Annotated in this window: 20 protein-coding genes; 9 read left to right on the top strand and 11 right to left on the bottom strand. The window is 60.7% G+C overall.

Annotated elements, in window-relative coordinates; translation table 11 throughout:
- Positions 1-255 precede the first annotated feature (255 nt).
- Complete coding sequence (locus ACOI6Z_RS09060; protein WP_032429114.1) at positions 256-1,329, top strand: LacI family DNA-binding transcriptional regulator; 1,074 nt, start codon at positions 256-258, stop codon at positions 1,327-1,329.
- On the opposite strand, the gene ACOI6Z_RS09055 is transcribed toward ACOI6Z_RS09060, so the two are convergent.
- The 6 genes from ACOI6Z_RS09055 to moeA all read right to left on the bottom strand — a co-directional run bounded on the left by ACOI6Z_RS09055 (position 1,326) and on the right by moeA (position 9,211).
- Entirely contained in the window at positions 1,326-2,591 is a 1,266-nt protein-coding gene (locus ACOI6Z_RS09055) for a DUF1479 domain-containing protein (protein WP_420687215.1), read from the bottom strand. The genes ACOI6Z_RS09060 and ACOI6Z_RS09055 overlap by 4 nt on opposite strands.
- Before the next feature lie 140 nt (positions 2,592-2,731).
- On the bottom strand, positions 2,732-3,547 hold the full coding sequence (locus tag ACOI6Z_RS09050) for a Cof-type HAD-IIB family hydrolase (protein WP_023288961.1): 816 nt from the start codon (positions 3,545-3,547) through the stop codon (positions 2,732-2,734).
- 179 nt (positions 3,548-3,726) lie between these two features.
- The gene (locus tag ACOI6Z_RS09045) at positions 3,727-6,159 is read right to left on the bottom strand and encodes a formate C-acetyltransferase/glycerol dehydratase family glycyl radical enzyme (protein ID WP_065812167.1); all 2,433 of its coding nucleotides are present in this window, start codon (positions 6,157-6,159) and stop codon (positions 3,727-3,729) included.
- A gap of 5 nt (positions 6,160-6,164) precedes the next feature.
- Positions 6,165-7,064 (bottom strand): glycyl-radical enzyme activating protein, encoded by a 900-nt coding sequence (locus ACOI6Z_RS09040; RefSeq protein WP_065812166.1) that lies wholly within the window; start codon positions 7,062-7,064, stop codon positions 6,165-6,167.
- Between the two features lie 156 nt (positions 7,065-7,220).
- Entirely contained in the window at positions 7,221-7,976 is a 756-nt protein-coding gene (moeB, locus tag ACOI6Z_RS09035; protein WP_032455232.1) for a molybdopterin-synthase adenylyltransferase MoeB, read from the bottom strand.
- Positions 7,976-9,211 carry a molybdopterin molybdotransferase MoeA gene (gene moeA / locus ACOI6Z_RS09030; RefSeq protein ID WP_065812165.1) on the bottom strand — a complete coding sequence of 412 codons (1,236 nt, stop codon included), beginning with the start codon at positions 9,209-9,211 and terminating at the stop codon, positions 7,976-7,978. The genes moeB and moeA overlap by 1 nt, the downstream gene beginning before the upstream one ends.
- Before the next feature lie 235 nt (positions 9,212-9,446).
- On the opposite strand from moeA, the gene iaaA reads away from it, so the two are divergent.
- The 5 genes from iaaA to gsiD all read left to right on the top strand — a co-directional run bounded on the left by iaaA (position 9,447) and on the right by gsiD (position 15,744).
- Complete coding sequence (iaaA, locus tag ACOI6Z_RS09025) at positions 9,447-10,388, top strand: beta-aspartyl-peptidase (RefSeq protein ID WP_065812164.1); 942 nt, start codon at positions 9,447-9,449, stop codon at positions 10,386-10,388.
- Between the two features lie 16 nt (positions 10,389-10,404).
- On the top strand, positions 10,405-12,264 hold the full coding sequence (gsiA, locus tag ACOI6Z_RS09020) for a glutathione ABC transporter ATP-binding protein GsiA (RefSeq protein WP_023288967.1): 1,860 nt from the start codon (positions 10,405-10,407) through the stop codon (positions 12,262-12,264).
- A gap of 32 nt (positions 12,265-12,296) precedes the next feature.
- Positions 12,297-13,838 carry a glutathione ABC transporter substrate-binding protein GsiB gene (gene gsiB, locus ACOI6Z_RS09015; RefSeq protein ID WP_023288968.1) on the top strand — a complete coding sequence of 514 codons (1,542 nt, stop codon included), beginning with the start codon at positions 12,297-12,299 and terminating at the stop codon, positions 13,836-13,838.
- Positions 13,839-13,910: 72 nt separating this feature from the next.
- Positions 13,911-14,831, top strand: a complete 921-nt coding sequence (gene gsiC / locus ACOI6Z_RS09010; RefSeq protein WP_004886274.1) for a glutathione ABC transporter permease GsiC — start codon at positions 13,911-13,913, stop codon at positions 14,829-14,831.
- Between the two features lies 1 nt (position 14,832).
- Entirely contained in the window at positions 14,833-15,744 is a 912-nt protein-coding gene (gsiD, locus tag ACOI6Z_RS09005) for a glutathione ABC transporter permease GsiD (RefSeq protein ID WP_023288969.1), read from the top strand.
- Between the two features lie 800 nt (positions 15,745-16,544).
- Here gsiD and rimO read toward each other — a convergent pair.
- Positions 16,545-17,870: a 30S ribosomal protein S12 methylthiotransferase RimO gene (gene rimO, locus ACOI6Z_RS09000; RefSeq protein ID WP_023288970.1), complete on the bottom strand. Its 1,326-nt coding sequence runs from the start codon at positions 17,868-17,870 to the stop codon at positions 16,545-16,547.
- A 235-nt stretch (positions 17,871-18,105) separates the two neighbouring features.
- A complete protein-coding gene (locus ACOI6Z_RS08995) occupies positions 18,106-19,347 on the bottom strand; it encodes an oligosaccharide MFS transporter (RefSeq protein WP_044521877.1) in 1,242 nt (413 codons plus the stop codon).
- Between the two features lie 371 nt (positions 19,348-19,718).
- Between ACOI6Z_RS08995 and bssR the strand changes: the two genes are divergently transcribed.
- Positions 19,719-20,102: a biofilm formation regulator BssR gene (gene bssR, locus ACOI6Z_RS08990; protein WP_023288972.1), complete on the top strand. Its 384-nt coding sequence runs from the start codon at positions 19,719-19,721 to the stop codon at positions 20,100-20,102.
- Positions 20,103-20,217: 115 nt separating this feature from the next.
- A complete protein-coding gene (locus ACOI6Z_RS08985) occupies positions 20,218-21,327 on the top strand; it encodes a PQQ-dependent sugar dehydrogenase (RefSeq protein WP_044521879.1) in 1,110 nt (369 codons plus the stop codon).
- 2 nt (positions 21,328-21,329) lie between these two features.
- Here ACOI6Z_RS08985 and ACOI6Z_RS08980 read toward each other — a convergent pair whose 3' ends face one another.
- Positions 21,330-21,956, bottom strand: a complete 627-nt coding sequence (locus tag ACOI6Z_RS08980; protein ID WP_023288974.1) for a glutathione S-transferase family protein — start codon at positions 21,954-21,956, stop codon at positions 21,330-21,332.
- 255 nt (positions 21,957-22,211) lie between these two features.
- On the opposite strand from ACOI6Z_RS08980, the gene dacC reads away from it, so the two are divergent.
- Positions 22,212-23,414 (top strand): serine-type D-Ala-D-Ala carboxypeptidase, encoded by a 1,203-nt coding sequence (gene dacC / locus ACOI6Z_RS08975; RefSeq protein ID WP_004201290.1) that lies wholly within the window; start codon positions 22,212-22,214, stop codon positions 23,412-23,414.
- A gap of 53 nt (positions 23,415-23,467) precedes the next feature.
- Here the strand turns inward: dacC and deoR are convergent, their stop codons facing one another.
- The gene (gene deoR, locus ACOI6Z_RS08970) at positions 23,468-24,226 is read right to left on the bottom strand and encodes a DNA-binding transcriptional repressor DeoR (RefSeq protein WP_023288975.1); all 759 of its coding nucleotides are present in this window, start codon (positions 24,224-24,226) and stop codon (positions 23,468-23,470) included.
- A gap of 102 nt (positions 24,227-24,328) precedes the next feature.
- Positions 24,329-24,922: an undecaprenyl-diphosphate phosphatase gene (ybjG, locus tag ACOI6Z_RS08965; protein ID WP_023288976.1), complete on the bottom strand. Its 594-nt coding sequence runs from the start codon at positions 24,920-24,922 to the stop codon at positions 24,329-24,331.
- Positions 24,923-25,060: the final 138 nt, after the last annotated feature.

The raw sequence follows: 25,060 nt of genomic DNA, 5'->3' as shown, positions 1-25,060 counted from the left end.
TCCGTGAGCGGTCACGTAGTGTTGTTAACTATTTGAATAGTCTATTTTTTTATCTCAACACCATTGGTATAACTAGTATGGGAGATGTTGGACCAATTCAGGCTAAGGGAGAAAAAACGTCGGGCAAAGCGCTATTTATGCAAGTTTTTTCATGAAATGACCGGGATCTCAAATTTTGCGCTGTCATTTGCTTACAGGGAGCGCTTTGGCGATTATGAAAATTCTTTCATTTTCCAATCGGAGCTGGATCACAAAATGGATAAAAAGCTGCGCGTCGCCGAAATCGCCGCCCGCACCGGGCTGTCGGCCAGTACCGTTTCGCGCGTCCTGGCCGGGAAGGCGAATACCAGCGACAAGGCGCGCCGGGCGGTGCTGGAGTGCGCCCGCGAGCTGGGGGTCATGCAGGGACTGGCCGCCGGACGTCTGTTGCTCAATAATCTACTGGTGTTTGCCCCACAGCGCGCCTTCGATGAGCGGTCGGATATCTTCTACTACCGGGTGATCCAGAGCATCAATAACGCGCTGGCGGCGCATGAAGTGCGCCTGCGCTACTGCGCGCTGGACGAGAACGACAGCGACGCCAATCTGTTTCTTGCCCGCATGAACGAAGCGGAGACCCAGGCCGCGGTGCTGCTGGGGATCGACGATCCGCATATTCATGGCCTGGCGGCGGACCTGGGCAAACCCTGCGTATTGATCAACTGTCGGGATGAAGGGATGCGGCTGCCGTCCATTGCCCCCGATCATCGTCTGATTGGCCTGTGCGCCGCCCGCTATCTGTTTGATATGGGGCATCGCGTGGTGATGAACGTCATGTGCCTGCGCCGCTATACCATGGAGCTGCGGCTGGGGGGGATCCAGGAGGCGTGGCGCGCGCGCAATTTGCGCTTTACCGCCAGCCGGGATCTCATCAGCGTCGCCAACTTTAGCGCCAGAGAGACCGAAGAGCAGGTGGGGGCCTGGCTTGATGGCTTACAGGGCAGGCCGTTGCCCACCGCTTTCCTGGTGGGCGGCGATTTTATGGCCGCCGGCACGGTCAGCGCATTGCAAAAGCGCGGCCTGCGGGTGCCGCAGGATGTCTCGGTGATGAGCATCGACGGGTTTAATCTGGCGGCGATCCAGGAGGTGCCGCTGACCGCGGTGCATGTGCCGCGGGATGAGCTGGGCAGCGAGGCGGTGCACCTCCTGCAGCAGCGCCTGCTGCGCCCGGAGGCGCCGCACGGTTCGCTGCTGCTGCACGGCACGCTGGTGGTGCGCGATTCGGTACGGCGGATCCGGCCGGGCAAAGGCCATACCGCCGTGGAGCCGCAGGGGCTGTATGACGATTAAACCGGGATACCCAGCGCCCGTTTGCCGTGGATGTTCAGATCCTCCAGGGTGAAGCGCCCCTGCCAGCTGGCCTCATAGTCCTCGCGCGGGAAATCACCCGGCGAGGCCCCTTTTTCCAGAGCGATTTTCACTTTCTGCGCGTAGGCGAGGTTCTTCTCGCACATCGGCGCCGCCGGAATGTACATCACATTGCCCCAGCCCTGCTGATTTTCCACCGGCGCCACCGAGTGAATGACGTCGCAGTGCCACCAGACGGAATCGCCAGCGTTCAGCGCCGGGATCGAACTGAGGGCTTTGATCAGCAGCGGGTGCCACTGCTCAGAGATCGGCAGCACTCTGCCCGGCGCGACGCCGCACAGCTCATCCTCCGGCACATCGTCAAGCAGCGGGCGCAGCAGCACATAGGCCATCGCCTCGGGGATCGGCACCACGTGCAGCAGTCCCTGACCCGGGATCATATCCGACAGCGCGGTCCAGCCCTGGAAAGTGCGGAACACCGAGCACTTGGTGGTGTTGTCGACAGTGTACTCTTCCACTTCAGTACGGTGCGCGGCGTCCCACGGATCGTAAGCGTCGACATGACAGTTAAAAACGTTGGCGAAGACCTGCTGGTAGGCGGGGAGTAGCCAGCGCTCCAGCGCACCGGAATCGGTATGCGCGCCCAGCCCTTTCGAGGTGGTTCCCGGCGGACGGCGGCGAATGCGGTCGGGGTAAATGACGCTGACGTCCGGATCGAACCAGCGCTTGCCGTCCTGCTCAAAGCGCCACAGGCGGTTTAGGAAGGACTGCGCCGCCGCCATTTCATCGCTCTGGCGGGCCTGCATTTGCGAGGGCGACCAGTAGATGGGATAGATTTCCGGCCGCGAAGCCTCAAGCGTACCGAAGAAGCTGTCGCCTGGCCCTTTGTAGACCTCGTCGAAATGGTTCAGATCCAGATATTCCAGCATCGCGGTATCCCAGGCCAGCGCCTGTTCGCGCGGAAAGTGGCCTTTGATCACCGCGCAGCCCCGGCGCTTAATGGCCGCGCGCTGGGCATCGCTCACGGTTCCCTCGGCGATATCGCGGAACGGAATGGTTGGCCAGACCTCCTGGCCTGCGGCTTTCAGCGTCTCAATCTCCTGCAGGCGCTCGCTGATGCGCGCTGAGAGCTTATCGAACACCGCCTGGACGTCGCCGATTTGCGCCCGCAGCGCCTGCTTCATCTGGCGAATCGCCGCTTTGTGGTCGGCGGGGAGTGTTTCGTGGGTCGGGAGAGCAGCCATAATAACCTCGCTGTATCTTTCATTCGAAAGTGTTAAATCTTACAAACGTTAATTTAAGTTAAAATGGAGTTAATGCAAGTTTAAAATCTTGCTGCGGCGCACAAAATGGACAAGCCGGGGCTCGCAGCCCCGGAGAGCGGTCAGGCGTTGAAGGGAGCGCGGTTATCGAGGACGGCCTGAATGACGTTCAGCGCGCCGTCATGATTATTATCGTCGGTCGCGTATCCGGCGATAGCTTTGATGCTGTCGGCGGCGTTACCCATGGCGAAAGCGTATTTCACCAGCTTCAGCATTTCGGCGTCGTTGCCGCTGTCGCCGATGGCCACGCACTGCTGCGGCGACAGGTTCCAGCGCTTGAGCAGGCGGCTGATGCCGTTGGCTTTATGCAGACCGGGAATAATCAAATCGACAAAGCCAAAGCCGCTGGTGACCGGCTTCATAATGCCGTCGAGCGAGACGTGCAGTTTATCGATCAGCTGCGGGATCTCGCTGTCCGGCAGGTTCAGAGAGAATTTGAACAGCGTATCGTCGATGGCGTGATAGTCGCTTACCCGCTGCAGACGGTGGTAGTGCTTTGACATCAGGTCGACGAAGGCGTCCGGGGCGTTATCGCTCACGTAGGCGCTGTGCAGGCCGCAGGCGACGAAGTTCAGCTGCGGATCTTTGAGTAATTCGCCAATCACCACCTGCGATTCGTGGCGGGTCAGTTCGCCGTGGAACAGCTGCTTACCATGCTCAAAGACCAGCGCGCCGTTTTCGGCGACGAACGAGATCTGCTCGCGGATCTCCGGGAAGAAGGAGATCAGCTGATAGTACTGGTTGCCGCTGGCGACAACGAATTCAATGCCGCGCTGCTGCAGCTGGGCGAATTGCGCCAGAAACCGTGAGCGGTCGTAGGTTTTGGCGTCATTGAGAAAAGTTCCGTCCATATCGGTGACGATAACTTTAACGGTCATAAGGGGATGCTCCTGGCTTAACTTCGACCAGTAACATTCTAATTACAATGTGATGGGGAGCACAAATTTATTTCGAATGAAAGTTCACGCATTCAGAAAATGCCGGGAGTCGGCCTTGCCTTTCCCGGCCAGCAGGACAGGGGAGGCCCGCTAAGCGTCGCGCCAGCGGGCCTGAAGGGTTATAGCGTATGCTCGGTACGGGCGATAATATCGTCCTGGGTATCCGGCGACAGAGCGGTAAAGAACGCCGAGTACCCGGCGACGCGCACCACCAAATCGCGGTACTGATCAGGATGTTTCTTCGCCTCCAGCAGCGTGTCGCGCGAGACAATGTTGTACTGGATATGCCAGCCTTTATGCACCTCGAAGAAGGTGCGCAGCAGCACCATCAGCTTCTGCTTGTCGGACTCGTTTTCCAGGGTGGACGGATTCAGCTTCTGGTTTAGCAGCACGCCGCCGAGGATCGCCCCGGTGGGCAGTTTACCCACCGAACTGATGACCGCCGTCGGCCCCAGATGGTCGGTTCCGGAGGCCGGGCTGGCCCCTTCCGCCAGCGGGGTGTGCGCTTTACGGCCATCCGGCGTCGCCATGGTCTGCGCGCCGAACGGAACGTTGGCGGAGATAGAGGACGTGCCGGCGTAATAGTTGCCGCCGATCGGGCCGCGGCCATAGCGCGGGTTGTGATACTGCTTCAGCTCGTCGATATAGGTCTGGTAGGCCCGCGCCAGCAACGCGTCCACGCTGTCATCATCGTTACCGTACTTCGGCGCGCCGTTGATCAACCGCTGGCGCAGCTGCTCGTGGGTCAGGCCGTCAAAATCTTCCGCCAGCGCCTTCGCCAGTTCCTGCTGGCCGATAACGCCCTGATCGAAGACCAGCTTTTTCACCGCCGCCAGGCTGTTGCCGAGGTTGGCGATGCCCACCTGCAGGCCGGACACCCAGTCATACTTAGCGCCGCCCTGCTTAATGCTCTTCGCCCGTTCGATGCAGTCGTCCACCAGCGCCGAACAGAGAATATCGTGGACGTTCTCTTCCAGCATAGTATCGACCACATACTCAATCTCAATCGACTTACGGGTGTAGTAGCGGATCTGGCGGTCCCAGTCGGCCAGCACCTCGTCGAAGTTAGTGAAGTTGCCTTTCGACAGGGCGTGCTCCTGCGGCAGGAACACCTGGCCGCTGGTGGCATCGCGGCCGCCTTCCAGCGTCGCCAGCATCACCCGCGCGAAGTTGATAAAGCTCATGCCGGTGCAGCGATAACCCCATTTGCCGCCGACCGCGGTTTCGATGCAGCCGATGGCCGCATAATCGTAGGCATCCTGCGGCTCGATTCCCAGCTTGATAAATTCCGGGATCACGATCTCGTCGTTATTAAACGCCGGCATGCCGAAGCCGCAGCGGATCACCTGGACGCAGGCGTCGAGGAAGTCGTTGCTCATTCCGGCGTGGTAGCGCACGCTGAGGTTCGGCTGGGTCGAGCGCAGACGACCGCAGGATTCCAGAATGGCGTACGACAGCGGGTTGACCGCGTCCTGCGGCTGGCCGTCCACCAGGTTCTGGCCGCCGATGGTGACGTTCTGATACAGCGGGCTGCCGGCCGAGGCCTTGGAGTGCGAGCCAGAGCGGATCTTGTTGACCTCCAGCAGCTTCAGCCAGCAGCTGTGCAGCAGCTCAATGGCCTGTTCGCGATCCAACGATTGCTGCAGCTCAACGTCGCGGCGGTAGTACGGATAGAGGTACTGGTCCATGCGGCCAAAGGAGACCGAGTGGCCATTGGATTCAATCTGCAGGATCAGCTGAATGAAGTAGCACAGCTGCAGCGCCTGCCAGAAGGTCTTCGGCGGCTCATGGGCGATGATGTCGCAGTTTTCGGCAATCGCCAGCAGCTCATCGCGGCGTGCGTCACGGGATTCTGCCGTCGCCATCTCGCGCGCCAGCGCGGCAAAGCGTTTGCTGTGGTCGCTGACCGCCGCCAGCACAATATCAATCGCTTTCAGGAACTGTTCGCCGTGCAGGTCTTCCAGCACCGTCAGGTTGATGCGCGACCGGCGTTCGGCGACTTTCGCGCGCATGCCGTCCAGTCCTTTCTCCAGCAGCAGCGGGTAGTTGACCGCCAGGTGGGCGTCGCCGGAGGTCATGTTGCCCTCCGCCTTAATAATGCCGGTGGCGAGGAGCGCTTTCTGCTCATCGGTAAACATGCCGTAGCAGCGGTCCTGTACGGTCTGGCCGCGCCACCACGGGCACACTTCGTGCAGTACGCGCTTGTTCTCTTCGCTGACCGCGAAGCCGGCGCCGGGGCGGTCGGCGAGATCGTCGATCTCTTTCTCGATCCAGCTGACGGTGTATTCCGGGAAGATTGGCGCGGCGCGCACTTCGCTGGCCTGGTTGCCGACGATCAGCTCATCGTGCTTGATCCAGATGGTGCGCTCGGCCAGGTGGTGAGCGAGGGCCAGGGCGCGGCGCACCGGGATCGGCTTATCAAGATGCTGCTGATACATCTCAGTATAGTGGCGGGCGCGTTCGGTACAGACCGGCGGCTTGACGATATGCACCAGCGCCATTTTATGGGCCTGGATACGGGCGCTGAGGGTGTTGAGTTTCAGGGTAGTCATAGGGGTTATCCTCGTAAGATCGCCGTTAGCCCCTTGCTCCGCGCATAATCCTGCGCAAAGGCGAGCAGCTCGGGAGCATCCAGCGGTTTGTCCGGTGCGGTGTAGGGCTGACTGAGTAACTGGTATTTATTCATTCCCAGCGTGTGGTAGGGCAGGAAATGGATTTCGCTGACCCGCAGGCGGTCGGCGGCAAAATCAGTGATGGCGGTAATGTCGGCTTCGCTGGCGTTGAATCCCTGGATTAACGGCACGCGAATAATGATGTTTTTCCCCGCCTGCGCCAGGCGCTGCAGGTTGTCCAGCACCCGGCGGGCGCTGCCGTCGGTCCACTGCCGGAAAACGACCTCGTCGACGTGCTTCAGGTCGGCGAGAAACAGGTCGATGAAGGGTAAAGCCGGCTCAATGTATTTCCACGGTACGTGCAGACAGGTTTCCACAGCGGTATGGATACCCGCCTGATGGCTGGCCTCCAACAGCGCCTGCGCCAGGGCCGGGTTCATAAAGGGTTCGCCGCCGGAAAGGGTGATGCCGCCGCCGCTGCGATCGTAAAAGGGTTTGTCGCGCAGCACCGTCGCCATGATCTCCTCGACGCTCTTCTCCTCGCCGCACACCGTGAGCGCGGTGGTGGGGCAGCAGTCGCGCAGCGTGGCGATATGGCTGTCGTTAACGTGTTGCCGGTGAATGATCAGACCCTCGAGGGTGCGGGTGATAACCGTCGGCGCCGCCTGCTGGCACAGCTCGCAGCCGGCCAGGCACAGGCGCGGGTCATACAGCAGGTCTTCGTTGCGGGCGCGGCTCTCCGGGTTCTGGCACCAGCGGCAGCCCAGCGAGCAGCCTTTCAGGAAGACGACGGTGCGGATCCCTGGGCCGTCATGGGTGGAATAGCGCTGGATATTGAAGATCATGGCTTACCCTCTTGTTTGCGTATGAATATAAAAACACTTTCGAATGAAAGTTATATTGACGCAAATCAACAAGCGGGATGGCGATAATCGCCAGGGGATAGAACAACGGCAGAGGTCACATCTTCACCGGCGACGACCCTCGCCGGCGGCTGAACGTTAGCGGGTACCGCATACCTCGCACTGCGGGTGGCGCATCAGCTTCATTTCACGAAACTGGCAGGTCATGGCGTCGTACATCACGATTTTCCCGCTGGCGGGCGTGCCGTAGCCGGTCAACAGCTTAATGGCCTCCATCGCCTGCAGGGAACCGATAGTGCCCACCAGCGGGGCCATCACGCCGGCTTCGACGCAGGTGAGGGCGTTTTCGCCAAACAGGCGGCTCAGGCAGCGGTAGCAGGGTTCGCCCTCCTGATACGTGAAGACGCTGATCTGCCCCTCCATACGGATCGCCGCCCCGGAAACCAGCGGGGTTTGGTGGCGGAAGCAGCCGGCGTTGAGCTGGTTACGAATGGCGACGTTGTCGGTGCAGTCGAGCACCAGATCGTGCCCGGCAATCTGCCCCGCCAGCGCCGCTTCGTCCAGTAAGGCATTGAGCGGCGCCAGATGAACGTGCGGATTAATGCGCGCCAGCGCCTCGCGGGCGGAGTCCACCTTCGGCTGGCCGATGGCTGCGTCGCTGTGCAGCGTCTGGCGCTGCAGATTAGAGAGCGAGACGGTGTCGAAATCGAGCAGGGTGAGCTGTCCCACCCCGGCGGCGGCCAGATACTGCGCGGCGGCGCAGCCAAGTCCGCCGAGGCCGACCACCAGCACGCGAGCGGCCTTTAGCCGCTCCTGGCCGTCAAAATCAAAACCGCGCAAAACAATCTGCCGGTTATAGCGCAGCATCTCTTCATCGCTCAGCTCCACGGCCATTAAAGCCCCCCAAACAGATGGCTGAACGGTTCGACGTCGACCCATTCGCCCGCTTCAACGTGGCCGCGCTCGCGCTCCAGCACGATAAAGCAGTTGCCGAGGCTGAAAGAGCTGAAAATGTGCGAGCCCTGATGACCGGTGGTGGTCACCACCAGCTCGCCGTCCGGGTTGCGCTGCAGAATACCGCGCTGAAAATCGAGGCGGCCCGGGGACTTTTTCAGCCGCGCGGCGGCCCGCACCCGCAGGCGGGTCGCCTGAAGCGGACCGTGCTTACCGGAGAGCTTCGCCAGCAGCGGCTGTACCAGCTGACAGAAGGTGACGGTGGCGGAAACCGGGTTGCCCGGCAGACCGCAGAACCAGCTGCTGCTGAGCTTGCCGAAGGCGAAGGGTTTGCCCGGCTTGATCGCCAGCTTCCAGAAGCCGATCTCCCCCAGCTCTTCAAGAATGGTTTTGGTGTAGTCGGCTTCGCCCACCGAGACGCCACCGGAGCTGATGACCACGTCGGCCTGCTGGTCGGCGGCGATAAAGGCCTCACGCAGTTGCGTCGGATCGTCAGGAATAATGCCGAGGTTAATGACCTCGCAGCCCAGCTGTTCGAGCATCAGATGCACCGCCAGGCGGTTGGTATCGTAAATCTGGCCGTCGCCGAGCGGTTGACCCGGCAGCTGCAGCTCATCGCCGGTCGAGAAGACCGCGACGCGAACCTTGCGCACCACCTCGACGTCGGCAATGCCCAGCGAGGCCAGCACCGGCAGCTCGGCTACCGTCAGCGGCGTTCCCGCCGGGAAGACCACCGCGCCGTGGGCGATATCTTCCCCGCGGCGGCGAATATGCTGCCCGGCTTTCACCGGCGCGGCAAAGCGCACGCCGGCGTCGGTCTGTTCGGTCTCTTCCTGCATGACTACCGCGTCGCAGCCCGCAGGCACCGGCGCGCCGGTCATGATGCGGATACAGGTGCCGGTGGGCCAGGCGTCGTGAAACGGCTGGCCGGCAAAGGCCTTCCCGGCGACCGGCAGGGCCGCGCCGTCGTTGAGGTCGCTCAACCGGACGGCATAGCCATCCATCGCCGCGTTATCAAAGCCGGGGACATCCAGCGGGGAGATAATGTCATGGGCGGTGACGCGCGCGAAGGCCTGCAACAGCGGTACAGTTTCCGTCGCGCTCAGCGGCGTAATACGATCGAGCATCTGGATGAGGGCTGTGTCGAGCGGCATCAGTCCGGCGGTAAAATCCATGGGTCACTCCTGCGGGCAAAACGGCGAAAACGCCTATTATGGCAGAAAAGCGGCGCGGGCTGTATGCCACCTGGGTACGAGGCTTTACATCGACCGCAGCTCTTTCTATATTCAAAAATTGTATAAGGCATTCAGCAATATAATGATATCAATACCCTTATTCCTGACGTGACCGGCGCCGCGACGCGGTACGACAGGGCGGGGGCTATCCACTTCATCGTTAAGGACTGGCGAAATGGGCAAGGCGGTTATAGCAATTCACGGCGGCGCAGGGGCGATTTCTCGCGCGCAGATGACGCCGGAGCGGGAGCGGGAGTACGTGGCGGCGCTGTCGGCTATCGTCGAAAGCGGGCAGAAAATGTTGGCTGCAGGCGCCAGTGCGCTGGATGCCGTGACCGAGGCCGTCCGTCTGCTGGAGGAGTGTCCGCTGTTTAACGCCGGGATGGGCTCGGTATTTACCCACGATCAAACCCACGAGCTGGACGCCTGCGTGATGGACGGCTACAGCCTGCAGGCGGGGGCGGTGGCCGGGGTCAAACATCTACGTAATCCGGTGCTGGCGGCGCGTCTGGTGCTGGAGGAGAGCCCGCACGTGCTGCTGATCGGCGAGGGGGCGGAAAATTTCGCCTTCTCCCACGGAATGGCGCGCGTCGATAACGATCTCTTTTCCACCCCCGAGCGTCTGCTGCAGCTGCAGGAGGCGAAAGCGGACGGGGAGATCATCCTTGACCATCACGCCGCTCCGCTCGACGAACGGCAGAAAATGGGCACCGTCGGGGCGGTGGCGCTCGATCTGGCCGGCAATCTGGCGGCGGCGACCTCCACTGGCGGCATGACCAACAAACTGCCCGGACGCGTCGGCGACAGCCCGCTGCCGGGCGCGGGGTGCTACGCCAACAACGCCAGCGTGGCGGTCTCCTGCACCGGCACCGGCGAAGTCTTTATGCGTACCCTGGCGGCCTACGATATCGCCGCCCTGATGGAGTACGGTCAGCTCAGTCTCTATTCCGCCTGCGAGCGGGTGGTGATGGAGAAGCTGCCGGCCCTCGGCGGCAGCGGCGGGCTGATTGCCGTCGATCGCGAAGGCAACGTCGTTTTACCGTTTAACAGCGAAGGCATGTACCGCGCCTGGTGCTATGCCGGCGATACGCCGACCATTGGCATTTATCGCGAATAGAACAAGGGAGAGGAGAGTGCCGCAAACTCACGAAACGGATACCTGCGAAGTACTGGTGGTGCGCAACCTGAACGTGGCGTTCCGCCAGCAGGATGCGCCAGAGGTGCAGGCCGTGCGTCAGCTTTCCTTCAGTCTGCGCCGCGGCGAGACGCTGGCGATTGTCGGGGAGTCCGGTTCGGGAAAATCGGTCACCGCGCTGGCGCTGATGCGTCTGCTTGACGCCGCCAGCAGCGAGGTGAGCAGCGAGGGGCTGTGGCTGCGACGGCGCAACCGGCAGGTGATCGCGCTCAATGAGCAATCGGAGGCCGAAATGCGCCGGGTACGCGGCGCGGATCTGGCGATGATTTTTCAGGAGCCGATGACCTCGCTGAACCCGGTATTCACCATCGGCGAGCAGATCGCCGAATCCCTGCGCCTGCACCAGGGGCTGGGGCGCGAAGAGGCGCTGCGCGCGGCGAAAAAGATGCTCGACCAGGTGCGTATTCCCCAGGCGGAAGAGATGCTCTCACGCTATCCGCACCAGCTCTCCGGCGGTATGCGCCAGCGGGTGATGATCGCCATGGCGCTCTCCTGTCGGCCGGCGGTGCTGATTGCCGACGAGCCGACCACGGCGCTGGATGTCACCATTCAGGCGCAAATTTTGCAACTTATCGCCGTCCTGCAAAAGGAGATGGCGATGGGGGTGATCTTTATCACCCACGACATGGGGGTGGTGGCCGATATCGCCGATCGGGTGCTGGTCATGTATCGCGGCGAGGCGGTGGAGACCGGCAGCGTCGAGGAGATTTTCCGTTCCCCGCAGCACCCTTATACGCAGTCGCTGTTGGCGGCGGTCCCCCGGCTGGGGGAGATGCGCGGTCAGGATCTGCCTCGCCGCTTTCCGCTACCGGGGCAGCCGCTGGCGGAGACAGACACGCCAGACACGGTGGTGGCGGGGGAGCCTATTCTGCAGGTGCGCGATCTGGTGGCCCGTTTCCCGGTGCGCGGCGGACTGCTCAATCGCGTGACGCGCGAAGTGCATGCGGTGGAGAAGGTGAGTTTTGATCTCTGGCCGGGAGAGACCCTGTCGCTGGTGGGCGAGTCCGGCTGCGGCAAGTCGACCACCGGCCGGGCGCTGCTGAGGCTGGTTGAGACCCAGGGGGGCACCATTACCTTCGATGGTCAGCGGATCGATACCCTCTCCGGCAGCAAGCTGCAGTCCCTGCGGCGCAATATTCAGTTTATTTTTCAGGACCCTTACGCCTCGCTCGATCCGCGCCAGACGGTCGGCGATTCGATTATGGAGCCGCTGCGGGTGCATGGCCTGCTGGACAGGGAGGCGGCGCGCGAGCGGGTCGCCTGGCTGCTAAAGCGCGTGGGGCTGCAGCCGGAGCATGCCTGGCGCTACCCCCACGCCTTTTCCGGCGGCCAGCGGCAGCGGATCTGCATTGCCCGCGCGCTGGCGCTTAATCCGAAGGTGGTGATTGCCGATGAGTCGGTGTCGGCCCTGGATGTCTCCATTCGGGCGCAGATTATCAATCTGATGCTCGACCTGCAGCGCGAAATGGGCATCGCGTTTCTGTTTATTTCCCATGATATGGCGGTGGTGGAGCGCATCAGCCACCGCGTGGCGGTGATGTATCGCGGCCGGATTGTCGAAATCGGCCCGCGCCGCGCGGTGTTTGAAAACCCGCAGCACCCCTATACCCGTAAGCTCATGGCCGCCGTACCGGTGGCCGACCCGGCCTACCGTCATCCGCAACGGGTCCTGCTGTCAGATGACGTTCCGGGCAATATTTATAAGCGGGGCGAGGAGATCGCCAGCCCGCCATTGCAGCAGGTTGGGCCGGGCCACTTCGTCGCCCGCGACGCCGCCGATGTGCTGGGCAGAGCATAACAACACATAACGCACCTTTTCAGGAGAACACGATGACACAACCTGTTTCACGCAAATGGTGGCTGGCGCTGAGTATCGCGGCGGCCCTGGCGAGCGCCCCCGCTTTTGCCGCCAAAGATGTGGTGGTGGCGGTCGGGTCTAACTTCACGACGCTCGACCCCTATGATGCCAACGATACCCTGTCGCAGGCGGTGGCGAAGTCCTTTTATCAAGGCCTGTTCGGCCTTGATAAAGAGATGAAGCTGCAAAATGTCCTTGCCGAGAGTTACACCGTGTCGCCGGATGGCCTGGTGTACACCATCAAGCTGCACAGCGGGGTGAAATTCCAGGATGGCACCGACTTTAACGCCGAGGCGGTCAAGGCTAACCTCGACCGCGCCAGCAACCCGGAAAACCATCTTAAGCGCTATAACCTGTATAAAAATATCGCCAGCACCGAGGCGGTCGATCCGACCACGGTGAAAATTACCCTCAAGCAGCCGTTCTCGGCGTTTATTAATATTCTCGCCCATCCGGCGACGGCGATGATTTCGCCGGCGGCGCTGAAAAAATATGGCAAAGATATCGGCTTCCACCCGGTGGGCACCGGGCCGTATAAGCTCGATACCTGGAACCAGACCGACTTCGTGAAGGTCAGCAAGTTCGATGGCTACTGGCAGCCGGGGCTGCCGAAGCTGGATTCCATTACCTGGCGACCGGTGGTCGATAACAATACCCGGGCGGCGATGCTGCAGACCGGCGAGGCGCAGTTCGCCTTCCCGATCCCCTATGAGCAGGCGCCGCTGCTGGCGAAAAACAGCAAACTGGAGCTGGTGGCCAGTCCGTCGATCATGCAGCGTTACATCAGCATGAACGTGACGCAGAAGCCGTTCGATAATCCGAAGGTGCGCGAAGCGATCAACTACGCCATCAACCGCCAGGCGCTGGTCAAGGTGGCGTTTGCCGGCTATGCCACCCCGGCGACCGGCGTGGTGCCGCCGTCGATTGCCTACGCCCAGAGCTACCCCGCGTGGCCTTACGATCCGGCGAAAGCGCGCCAGCTGCTGAAAGAGGCCGGCTACCCCAACGGGTTTAGCACGACGCTGTGGTCGTCACATAACCACAGCACCGCGCAGAAAGTGCTGCAGTTTACCCAGCAGCAGCTGGCGCAGGTGGGCATTAAGGCGCAGGTGACGGCGATGGACGCCGGTCAGCGGGCGGCGGAAGTGGAAGGTAAAGGGCAGAAAGAGAGCGGGGTACGGATGTTCTATACCGGCTGGTCCGCCTCCACTGGCGAAGCCGACTGGGCGCTGTCGCCGCTGTTTGCTTCCCAAAACTGGCCGCCGACCCTGTTCAACACCGCCTTTTACAGCAACCCGCAGGTGGATAGCGCGCTGAGCGAGGCGCTGAAAACCACCGATCCGCAAGAGAAAACCAAACTCTATAAAGCGGCGCAGGATATTATCTGGAAAGAGTCGCCGTGGGTGCCGCTGGTGGTGGAGAAACTGGTCTCTGCCCACAGCAAGAATCTCACCGGCTTCTATATCCAGCCGGACACCGGCTTCAGCTTCGAACAGGCAGATTTAACACCGTGAAGGTCGAGATGATGCCCTCCGGCACGGGTGGGAGGGGGGCGGTTTTTCCGCGGGGCGGGTGGTGGAGGTACGATGCTCAACTATGTGATTAAGCGCCTGCTGGGGCTGATCCCCACCCTGCTAATCGTCGCGGTGCTGGTGTTTCTCTTCGTCCATATGCTGCCCGGCGATCCGGCGCGGCTGATTGCCGGACCGGAAGCCGACGCCCAGGTGGTGGCGATGGTGCGCCAGCAGCTGGGGCTTGACCAGCCGCTGCATGTCCAGTTTTGGCACTACATCACCAACGTGCTGCGCGGCGATTTTGGCATGTCCATGGCCTCGCGGCGTCCCGTTGCCAGTGAGATAGCCAGCCGCTTTATGCCCACCCTGTGGCTGACGCTGGCCAGCATGAGCTGGGCGGTGCTGTTTGGCATGGCGGCGGGGATCGCGGCGGCGGTGTGGCGCAATCGCTGGCCTGACCGTCTGGGAATGGCGCTGGCGGTGAGCGGCATTTCGTTTCCGGCCTTTGCCCTCGGCATGCTGCTGATGCAGGTGTTTTCGGTTGAGCTGGGCTGGCTGCCGACGGTGGGCGCCGACAGCTGGCGGCACTATATTTTGCCGTCGTTGACCCTCGGCGCGGCGGTGGCGGCGGTGATGGCGCGCTTTACCCGCGCATCGTTCGTCGATGTGCTGCATGAAGACTATATGCGTACCGCCCGGGCGAAAGGGGTGAGCGAAACGCGGGTGGTGCTCAAGCATGGTCTGCGCAATGCGATGATCCCGGTCGTCACCATGATGGGGCTGCAGTTCGGCTTTCTGCTCGGCGGCTCGATCGTCGTGGAGAAGGTCTTCAACTGGCCGGGGCTGGGGCGACTGCTGGTCGATTCGGTAGAAATGCGCGATTACCCGGTGATTCAGGCGGAAGTGCTGCTCTTTTCGCTGGAGTTTATTCTTATCAATTTAGTGGTGGATGTGCTGTACGCGGCCATAAACCCGGCTATCAGGTATAAGTAAGGTGCGATTGCTTAACTGGAGAAGGCAGGCGGCGCTGAACGCCATGCCGGGCATCAGGCCCGGCGAGATCCATACCCCCTGGCATGAGTTCTGGCGGCGCTTTCGGCGTCAGCCGGTGGCCATGGGCGCCGGTATTTTTGTGCTGTTGCTGATTGCGGTGGCCATCGTCGCCCCATGGATAGCGCCGTACGATGCGGAAAATTATTTCGACTATGACCGGCTTAACGAGGGGCCTTCGCTGGTGCACTGGTTCGGCGTCGACTCGCTGGGGCGCGATATTTTTAGCCGGGTGCTGGTGGGCGCGCAGATCTCGCTGGCCGCCGGGGTGCTGGCGGTGCTGATTGGCGCGGCCATCGGTACGGTGCTTGGGCTGCTGGCCGGCTACTATGAGGGCTGGTGGGACCGGCTGATTATGCGTCTGTGCGATGTGCTGTTCGCCTTTCCGGGGATCCTGCTGGCGATCGCGGTGGTCGCCGTCATGGGCAGCGGGATGGCCAACGTGATTATCGCCGTGGCGATCTTCTCGATCCCGGCGTTCGCCCGGCTGGTGCGCGGCAACACCCTGGTATTAAAGCAGCAGACCTTTATTGAATCGGCGCGCAGCATTGGCGCCAGCGATGCCACCATCCTCTTCCACCACATCCTGCCGGGGACGGTGTCGTCAATCGTGGTTTATTTCACCATGCGCATTGGGGTATCGATTATTTCGGCGGCCAGTCTGTCGTTTCTCGGCCTCGGCGCGCAGCCGCCCACGCCGGAGTGGGGTGCCATGCTCAACGAGGCGCGGGCGGATATGGTGATGTCTCCGCACGTGGCGCTGTTTCCGGCGGTGGCGATTTTCTTGACCGTGCTGGCGTTTAATCTGCTGGGGGATGGCCTGCGCGATGCGCTGGATCCGAAGTTAAAGGGGTAGGGGACGTCGGGGGACGGTCTGGCGCACGACGGGGGGATAAGCTGCATCGGTTGCCCCTTTCTCATCCGGGAAAAGCGTTTATCACGTGTGGCGTCAGCGCATATTGCGCTCCCGGTTAATTTTCTGCGTTATGTCAATCATGGCGCAGGGAGCGCACAGGGGGCGGCCAGTCGCCGCCGCCCCCTGTACCCCCGGGCTCCGGCCAGCAAAATCGCCACTGCGTGGTGCCTTCGACTTTTCCCTGCAGGCTTCGGGTCGGGCCGAGGCAGCGTCCGTGCAAAACACGGCCCTCAGCCCGCATCCATGCGGGCTGCCCCGGCCTTCCGGGAACGTCTCAGCGATTTTGAGGCCGTCAGCACCGGCAGTTTCAGCAACCATGGTGAATAAATTAACGACAGGTCGTACGAACCCCAGGCCGGGTAAGGCGGAGCCGCCACCCGGCAAAATAACGGTGCAACAGGGTTGCCTGGAAGGTAATCAATGCTGCGCTTGCCGGGCCTGCGAGGTATGAGCCTGTGAGAGGACCCTGTAGGCCGGGTAAGGCGGAGCCGCCACCCGGCATAAAAGTGGCTCCGTACCTGCTGTCATCGCCCGGTGGCGCTGCGCTTACCGGGCCTACGATGTGTCAGCCTGCGAGAGGACCCTCCAGGCCGGGTAAGGCGCAGCCGCCACCCGGCAAAATAACGGTGCAACAGGATTGCCTGGAAGGTAATCAATGCTGCGCTTGCCGGGCCTGGGGGGAGCCTACGGGAGGACCCCCAGGCAGGGGAATGCGATAAGCCGCTATCCGGGAAGCTGGACTAGATCCGGGTTCCCCACAGATCGTATTCGTCGGCGTGCTCGACTTTCACCCGCACCACGTCGCCCGGCTTAACGCGGGTTTCGCCGTTCAGGTAGACCGCGCCGTCGATTTCCGGGGCGTCGGCCATGCTGCGGCCAATGGCGCCTTCTTCATCCACTTCATCCACCAGCACCAGGATTTCGCGGCCCACTTTTTCCTGCAGACGCTCGGCAGAGATCTGCTGCTGCAGCTGCATAAAGCGGTTCCAGCGCTCCTCTTTCACCTCTTCCGGCACCTGGTCCGCCAGCTCATTGGCGGTGGCGCCTTCAACCGGGCTGTACTTGAAGCAGCCGACGCGGTCGAGACGCGCCTCTTTCAGGAAGTCGAGCAGCATCTGGAAATCTTCTTCCGTTTCGCCCGGGAAGCCCACAATAAAGGTGGAGCGCAGGGTCAGATCCGGGCAGATTTCTCGCCACTGCTTGATGCGCGCCAGCTGACGGTCCGCGGATCCTGGACGCTTCATCAGCTTCAGGATACGCGGGCTGGCATGCTGCAGCGGAATATCGAGGTACGGCAGAATTTTGCCTTCCGCCATCAGCGGGATCACATCGTCGACGTGCGGGTACGGGTAGACATAGTGCAGGCGCACCCAGATGCCGAGCTTCGCCAGCTCTTCGCACAGGCTGACCATGCTGGTCTTCACCGGCATACCGTTGTGGAAACCGGTGCGGTGCTTGACGTCGACGCCGTAGGCGGAGGTGTCCTGCGAAATCACCAGCAGCTCTTTCACGCCAGCGTCAGCGAGGCGTTTGGCTTCCGCCAGCACTTCGCCAATCGGACGGCTCACCAGATCGCCGCGCATGGACGGAATAATGCAGAAGGTGCAGCGATGGTTGCAGCCTTCGGAAATTTTTAAGTAGGCGTAGTGGCGCGGCGTCAGCTTAACACCCTGTTCCGGCACCAGGCTCAGGAACGGGTTGTGCTTCGGCTTTGGCGTATAGTGGTGGACGTGCTCCAGCACCTGCTCATAGCTGTGCGGACCGGTGATCTCCAGCACCTTCGGGTGCACTTCGCGGATCTGATCCTCTTTTGCGCCGAGACAGCCGGTGACGATCACCTTGCCGTTCTCTTTCAACGCTTCGCCGATCGCTTCCAGCGATTCCTGCACAGCGCTGTCGATAAAGCCGCAGGTGTTAACGATCACCATATCGGCGTTGTCGTAGGTAGGTACGACGTCATAACCTTCGGTGCGCAGTTCGGTCAGGATACGCTCTGAGTCCACGAGGTTTTTCGGGCAGCCCAGGGAGACGAAGCCGATTTTCGGCTGGTGCGTGACATTGCTCATAGCTTAAAAAGTGTTCAATTATTGGAATGGTCAGGGCAGGAATTCTACAGATCTTTGCGAAAAAGAGTATAGCTCCGTCACGGTTAATGGTGAAAAAGCGCACCCAACCCTGCCTTTCACGACCCTGCCGCTACAGCGGATCCCGCACGCCCCGGGGCAGAGGGGCGGGAAACGCTTCCGGCACGCCGTGCGCGCGGGCGGCGACTCATGCCCGGCGTTGCTGCCGGGCAGAGACTTATTGCGCCGGGGTGACGGCTCCGGAGGGGGCGACGCCGGGCTTTTTCGGCTCGCGCTTATCCTGCAGCGTGAAGACAGAGATCAGAGTAAAGAGCCCGGCTATGCCGCCGAGGATCAGATAGGTGTCGGCGAAGCCAATGGTATCGTACAGATAGCCTGCCAGCGGCGAGTAGATGGCGGTGGCGATCGAGGCGACAAACAGCACCAGTAAATAGACTGTTGAAGAGAGCTTGTGGTCGAAGTTGGCGGCGATGAATTTAAAGACCGACACCAGAATTAACGGTTTCTCCAGGGCATGCATCATTTTTACTGCGCCAATCCACACCGGGCCGAGAGGCACCGCCGAGCCAGCAATACGTACCGACATGATCAGCCCGGCAATGATCAGCGCCCATTTGGCGCCGGTCCGGTTAACAAACCACGGCATCAGGCATAAGAACAGCGTTTCGCCGCACACCTGAATGGAGGCGAGGATCCCATACCAGCGGTTGCCTTCCTCCGGCGTCGGGAATTGCAGCGAGAAGTACTGGGCAAATTGCTGATCGTAGGTGTCATAAATCTGCGTGACGAACAGGGTAAAGATCAGCAGCATCCAGAACTGGCTGTTCTTCGCCAGCTCAAGGGCATGGGAGACCTTCAGCGATTCGCTTCGCGCCACATCGGCGTCAGTTAATTCGATTTTGGTCAGCATAAAGCAGACGGCGGCGATGACGATGGCGAGGCTGGCGAGCCAGAAGGCCAGATTGGGATTGCTGTCGATATATTTACCGACGATCCAGGCCGCGGCCGCCCAGCCTAACGAGCCCCACATCCGCACCCGACCGTATTCGAACTGGTAGCGGCGGGAAATCTTATCGATATAAGAGTCGATCACCCCGCAGCCGGAGTTAAAGATGATCCCCAGATAGATGCCCCCCAGCAGCGCGCCAATCCAGAAGCTATGCATCAGCAGCGGCGCGTAAACGTAGATAAAGAAGGGGCCTACCGGCAGGAGCAGCGCCACCAGCAGCCAGATAAGGCGTTTTTTCAGGCCGAACTTGTCGGAGATAAAGCCGAAGAAAGGCTGCATCAGCAGGGCGATAAAGGCGTTGATCGAATAGAGCAGGCCGGTTTTCGTGGCGCTGATGCCAAGGTGCTGGGTGGTCCAGATGACAAAGAAAGCCATGGTCGACGACCAGGCGAACAGGTAGAGGAAATCGAAAAGACTCAACAGAAGGTAGTTTCTTTTACCGGGCGTCATGGTTCAGTTCCTTGCAAAGGGGCAGAGAGATCATCAGCGAACCGCGGTCGCTGTTTTTATTAAATGTTATACGTATTACATTAATGATTTGTTATGGCATCCTGAGTGGCCATCGCGCAATAGCTCCAGCGATATAATGTGATCATTGCATCACTATTTTGGCCTTTTTATGGCGGCGAATGCGAATTAATTTCTTTGTGAAATCAAATGTGATCGTATAACATAATCTTTGTTATATACCTGACAATGCGGCAAGGTTGTTACATTGTAAAGGGTGTTAAAGGCTTGGGAATAATTGACCTGGCGCATCATTTTGTACAAAAAATAACCGTATTATGGATGAGGTAAAGGACGACAGAGGAGGAACCGTGATGACCGTTGACAGACTATACCGCCACCTTTTGCAGAAGCTCATTAACGCCAATATCGATATTGACGCCTATCTGCAGCTGCGAAAGGCCAAAGGCTACATGTCAGTCAGCGAAAATGACCATCTGCGTGAAAACTTGTTTGAGCTTTGCCGTGAAATGCGTGCCCAGGCGCCGCGCCTGCAGAATGTCATTTCACCGGAGGAGAGGGATGCCCTTCGTTTGGCCGGCGAGTCCGTCGCCGCCGCTGCAGTATGCCTGATGAGCGGACATCATGATTGTCCGCTGTACATCGCTGTTAACGTAGAGAAGCTAGAACGCTGTCTGACAGGATTGACTTCAAATATTCATAAATTGAATAAATTGTCGCCAATCCCTCATGCCTGATCGGCTGAAACCCAGGGGAAGTGGACGCTTCCCCTGTTAAAGGTTATGTAAAAATCCCCGCGCAAATCTCCCCGCTGGCTACCCTTTAGCGCAGAGCTGACGAAAGGAGAATGCCATGCGTCCGATCCCGCTGCTGTTGCTATTGAGCGCCCTGTCGCTGCCGGCCCTGAGCCAGGCCGCGGTGCGGGTGGAAGTATTGCAGAACCGGCTGGCCCATCCGTGGAGCCTGGCGTTTCTCCCCGGCGACCAGGGCATGTTGATTACTCTGCGCGGCGGCGAGCTCAAGCGCTGGCAGCCGGGTAAAGGCCTGTCGGCGCCGATAGCCGGCGTGCCGCAGGTGTGGGCCAACGGCCAGGGAGGCTTACTGGACGTGGCGCTGGCCCCGGATTTCGCGCAGTCGCGGCGGGTGTGGCTAAGCTATGCGGAGAGCGACGCCAGCGGCAAAGCGGGCACCGCGGTGGGCTACGGGCAGTTGAGCCAGGATGCCACGCAGCTGACGAACTTCACCGTGGTGTTTCGCCAGCAGCCGAAACTCTCCGTCGGCAATCATTTTGGTGGCCGGCTGGTATTCGACGGCAAAGGGCATCTGTTTATTGGCCTCGGGGAGAACAATCAGCGTCCCACCGCTCAGGATCTCGGCAAGCTGCAGGGAAAAGTGGTCCGTCTGACGGAGACCGGGGGCGTTCCGCCGGATAACCCCTTTGTTGGCCGGGCCGACGTGAGGCCGGAGATCTGGGCCTACGGCATCCGCAATCCGCAGGGTATGGCGATGAATCCGTGGAGCGGGGCGCTGTGGCTGAACGAGCATGGTCCGCGCGGCGGGGATGAAATTAATATCCCGCAGGCGGGAAAAAACTACGGCTGGCCGCTGGCGACGCACGGCATTAACTACAGCGGCCTGCCCATTCCGGAGGCCAGGGGCAAGACGGTGCCGGGGACCGAGCCTCCCCTGCATGTCTGGCCGGTCTCACCGGGAGTGAGCGGGATGGCCTTTTACGCGGCGCAGACCTTTCCCCAGTGGCAACATAAGCTGTTTATCGGCGCGCTGAAGGAGACGTCGCTGATTGTTCTGGCGGTGGACGGCAATCAGGTCCGTGAGGAGGAGCGCCTGCTGGAGGCGCGCGGGAAACGGATCCGCGACGTCCGCGTGGGACCCGACGGCTATCTGTATGTGTTAACCGACGAGTCTAACGGCGAGCTATTGCGGCTGAGTCCGGAGAGTTAATTTCAGGTGACCGGGATCTGCACCACTTCGCGCCAGGCCGGACGCTGGCTAATCTGCTGATACCAGCGCTGCAGATGGGGACGCGGTTGCCAGCTGTCGAGGATCGACAGCAGGTTGTAGACGAAGGGGGCGACGGCAATATCGCCAAGGCCGAACTGCCCGCCGGAGAGCCACGGCGTTTTCGCCAGCTCGTCATCCAGCATGGCGAACAGCGCTTCGCAGGCGCTGATCCCCGCGGCGATGGCCGCCGGGTCGCGTTGCTCCGGCGGCGTCCTCACCAGGCCCATTAACACCGGGCGATGGGCGGGAGAGAGCGTGCCGTTGGACCAGTCCATCCACTTATCGCCTTGCGCGCGCTGCGCCGGCGCGGCCAGCCACAGACGGTCAGCGCCATACTGGGCGGCAAGGTAGCGAATAATCGTATTTGATTCCCACAACACCACCCCGGTGGCGTCGTCCTTTAACAGCGGCACCAGCCCGTTGGGGTTCATCGCCAGATATTCCGGGTCACGATTGAGACCAAACTCCAGCCCGGCGAGGATTTGCTCATACGGCAGATCCAGCTCCTCCAGCACCCAGCGCACTTTCTTCACGTTGGTCGAGTTATTACGTCCCCACAGTGTAATCATTTTCGCTCCTGAGTTTGTTTCACTGCCGTTGCAGCGCGATCGGCGATCATGTTGGGATAAAGTTAATATTTAGGCAATCACGATCAAAAAAATTGTTCTGATTAAAGCACAGCGGCATGTTATTGCGTAAACTTTAAAAACTTTACCAACTCGCTGTTTCTTTAAGGTCATTTGTACGCTTTACTCACCGGTTGCTGCGGCGCGGTCAGAGTGGCGCGGCATATTTTGTTTGGAAAGGATACTTGGGTGGCTCTTATGATGCATGACGCTTTTTCCCTTCGCGGCCTCGCGGCAGGTTGCGCGCTGTTATTTCTTGTCGCACCTGCGGTGCAGGCTGCAGAACAACTCCCCGACGCCCCTTCGATTGACGCTCGCGCCTGGATCCTGATGGACTACGCCAGCGGGAAGGTGCTGAGCGAAGGCAATGCCGATGAAAAACTCGACCCGGCCAGTCTGACGAAGATCATGACCAGCTACGTGGTGGGGCAGGCGATAAAAGCGGGAAAAATTAAACTGACCGATATGGTGACCGTCGGGCGCGATGCCTGGGCGACCGGCAACCCGGCGCTGCGCGGTTCATCGGTGATGTTCCTCAAGCCCGGCATGCAGGTTTCAGTAGAAGATCTGAACAAAGGGGTCATCATTCAGTCCGGTAACGACGCCAGCATTGCCATTGCGGACTACGTGGCGGGCAGCCAGGACGCTTTCGTCAGCCTGATGAACGGCTACGCCAAAAAAATGGGGCTGACCAACACCACCTTTATGACCGTCCACGGCCTCGATGCGCCGGGGCAGTTCAGTACCGCCCGCGATATGGCGTTACTGACCAAAGCGATGATCCACGACGTACCGGAAGAGTACGCGGTACATAAAGAGAAAGAGTTTACCTTTAATAAAATTCGCCAGCCAAACCGTAACCGCCTGCTGTGGAGCACCAACCTCAACGCCGATGGCGTGAAAACCGGGACCACCGCCGGGGCCGGCTATAACCTGGTTTCTTCGGCCACTCAGGGCGATATGCGTCTGATTGCCGTGGTGCTGGGGACCAAAACCGACCGCATTCGCTTTAACGAGTCGGAAAAACTGCTGACCTGGGGCTTCCGCTTCTATGAAACCGTGACGCCGATTAAACCGGATGCCACCTTCGTCACCCAGCGCGTGTGGTTTGGCGACAGCAGCGAAGCGAAACTGGGGGCCGGCGAAGCGGGCTCTATCACCCTGCCGAAGGGCCAGCTGAAAAACCTGAAAGCCAGCTACACCTTAAACCAGCCGCAGCTTACCGCGCCGCTGGAGAAGGGGCAGGTGGTCGGGACTATCGACTTTAAGCTGAATGATAAAACCATCGAGCAGCGCCCGCTGATCGTCATGGAGCCGGTGAAAGAGGGCGGCTTCTTCAGCCGGATGATCGACTTCGTACTGATGAAACTGCACGGCTGGTTCGGCAGCTGGTTCTCCTGATGCCATGACCGCGCCCGGCGGGGCGCGGTCAGTTACGCTTCAATAGTGACGCTTCAATACAGCAGGGAGATCTGCTGTGCCTTCGCCAGCGCCACCAGCTCATCATCCGGGCAGATATCGCTGGCGATCACGTCAAACTTCGCTAACGCACCCATGCGCGCCGGACGCACTTTGCCAAACTTGCTGTGGTCGACCACCAACACGTGGTAGCGCGCGTGTCGCATCGCCCAGTGTTTGACCGGCAGCTCCTCCAGGTTATAGCAGGTCGCCCCCTGTTCGCAGTCAATGCCCGCCGCCGAGTAAAAGGCGATGTCAGGGCTCAGATGGCTGAGGGTATCCTCAAGGCTCAGCGGCATAAAAATCGCGTTGCTGGCATGAAATTCTCCACCACACAGGACCGCGCGGCACTGGGGCTTTTCCTGCAGGGCCAGAAAGGTGTTCAGGGAGTAGCAGACGCCGGTGAAGGGCAAGGCATCGTCAATGGCGTCAATGATCCACGGGGTGGTGGTCCCGCAGTCGAAGAAGGCCATCTGATGGGGCTCCAGCAGCGCGGCCGCATGGCGGGCGGCGCGGCGTTTCTCCTCGACCAGCCGGGTCTTTTGGTCGCTGAGCAGGTAATGGGTGGCGCTGCGCGGCTCCAGCACAATGTATCCGCCGAGCAGCACGACCGGACCGCTGTGGCCGTTGAGGTCGCGACGAATGGTCATTTCCGACACCCCAAGCAGGGAGGCCGCTTCTTTCAGATGCAGCTTATCGCTGCGCTTGAGTGCCTGAATGAGTTGACTGATGCGTTCGTCACGGCGAGTTTCCATATTCCCTCTGCGCTAAAATCGCCCTGCGGAGGCAGGGCGTTAGCGGGATTTTACCTGTCGCTTGCGGGTTAGTCACGCGGTGGCCGCCGCGACGGTCGGCGTTTAGCCGCGCACCCAGCCTTTGCGGATCGGCAGGGAGAAGCAGAGGCGATAGAGGCGCTGCAGCTGACGGTACAGCGCCGGGCCGACAGTATGCCAGATTAGCGCCGCGCCAAGGCAGCCGCACATCCCGGCCAGCAGGCCGCCAACCATGTCCAGCGGCCAGTGGACGCCGAGATAGACGCGGGACCAGGCGATGGCGGCGGCAAGGGCCATCAGCAGGGCGCCGGACCACAGGCGATGCCAGAACAGGAAGGCCAGGGCAAAGGTAAAGCTGACGGTGCCATGGTCGCTGGGGAAGGAGTCGTCCGCCGCATGGTGCAGGAAGTTATAGCCCACGCCGGCGACAAATGGCCGATCGTGCGGATAGAGGTGGCCGATCGCCCATGAGACGGTCAGGCTGATCGTCAGCGCCAGCATCAGCTTAAAAACCATCTGCCGCTGGGCAGGCCCCCACAGCCACAAGGTCACCACCAGCAGGGGCACGATCAGAATCAGATCTTTAGCGATGAAAATCGCCACCTCAATGGCCCACTGCGGCGAGGCCGGGGTCGCGTTGAGCAGGGCGAACAGCGCGTAGTTAATATTTTCCAGCATAGACTTCCAGGCTCGTTGGTCCGATAGCAAATAAGCCGCCTACCCTAAATAAAAGCGGTGCGGAGATAAAGCAGCATTGTCTTAAAGATCAGGTTGTTATGAAATGTCGCCTCCTGAGGCGCGGCGCTAACCCCCTGA

Source organism: Klebsiella sp. C239 (assembly GCF_048822715.1).
Lineage (GTDB): Bacteria > Pseudomonadota > Gammaproteobacteria > Enterobacterales > Enterobacteriaceae > Klebsiella > Klebsiella quasipneumoniae.
The sequence above is the reverse complement of the archived record's forward strand: the minus strand, read 5'-3'. Positions and strand labels throughout refer to the sequence as shown.

Excerpts from the sequence above, each read along its gene's own strand:
- ACOI6Z_RS09060 (WP_032429114.1), top strand. The coding sequence starts at position 256 with ATGGATAAAAAGCTGCGCGTCGCCGAAATCGCCGCCCGCACCGGGCTG.
- ACOI6Z_RS09055 (WP_420687215.1), bottom strand. The coding sequence starts at position 2,591 with ATGGCTGCTCTCCCGACCCACGAAACACTCCCCGCCGACCACAAAGCG.
- ACOI6Z_RS09050 (WP_023288961.1), bottom strand. The coding sequence starts at position 3,547 with ATGACCGTTAAAGTTATCGTCACCGATATGGACGGAACTTTTCTCAAT.
- ACOI6Z_RS09045 (WP_065812167.1), bottom strand. The coding sequence starts at position 6,159 with ATGACTACCCTGAAACTCAACACCCTCAGCGCCCGTATCCAGGCCCAT.
- ACOI6Z_RS09040 (WP_065812166.1), bottom strand. The coding sequence starts at position 7,064 with ATGATCTTCAATATCCAGCGCTATTCCACCCATGACGGCCCAGGGATC.
- moeB (WP_032455232.1), bottom strand. The coding sequence starts at position 7,976 with ATGGCCGTGGAGCTGAGCGATGAAGAGATGCTGCGCTATAACCGGCAG.
- moeA (WP_065812165.1), bottom strand. The coding sequence starts at position 9,211 with ATGGATTTTACCGCCGGACTGATGCCGCTCGACACAGCCCTCATCCAG.
- iaaA (WP_065812164.1), top strand. The coding sequence starts at position 9,447 with ATGGGCAAGGCGGTTATAGCAATTCACGGCGGCGCAGGGGCGATTTCT.
- gsiB (WP_023288968.1), top strand. The coding sequence starts at position 12,297 with ATGACACAACCTGTTTCACGCAAATGGTGGCTGGCGCTGAGTATCGCG.
- gsiC (WP_004886274.1), top strand. The coding sequence starts at position 13,911 with ATGCTCAACTATGTGATTAAGCGCCTGCTGGGGCTGATCCCCACCCTG.
- rimO (WP_023288970.1), bottom strand. The coding sequence starts at position 17,870 with ATGAGCAATGTCACGCACCAGCCGAAAATCGGCTTCGTCTCCCTGGGC.
- ACOI6Z_RS08995 (WP_044521877.1), bottom strand. The coding sequence starts at position 19,347 with ATGACGCCCGGTAAAAGAAACTACCTTCTGTTGAGTCTTTTCGATTTC.
- bssR (WP_023288972.1), top strand. The coding sequence starts at position 19,719 with ATGACCGTTGACAGACTATACCGCCACCTTTTGCAGAAGCTCATTAAC.
- ACOI6Z_RS08985 (WP_044521879.1), top strand. The coding sequence starts at position 20,218 with ATGCGTCCGATCCCGCTGCTGTTGCTATTGAGCGCCCTGTCGCTGCCG.
- ACOI6Z_RS08980 (WP_023288974.1), bottom strand. The coding sequence starts at position 21,956 with ATGATTACACTGTGGGGACGTAATAACTCGACCAACGTGAAGAAAGTG.
- dacC (WP_004201290.1), top strand. The coding sequence starts at position 22,212 with ATGATGCATGACGCTTTTTCCCTTCGCGGCCTCGCGGCAGGTTGCGCG.
- deoR (WP_023288975.1), bottom strand. The coding sequence starts at position 24,226 with ATGGAAACTCGCCGTGACGAACGCATCAGTCAACTCATTCAGGCACTC.
- ybjG (WP_023288976.1), bottom strand. The coding sequence starts at position 24,922 with ATGCTGGAAAATATTAACTACGCGCTGTTCGCCCTGCTCAACGCGACC.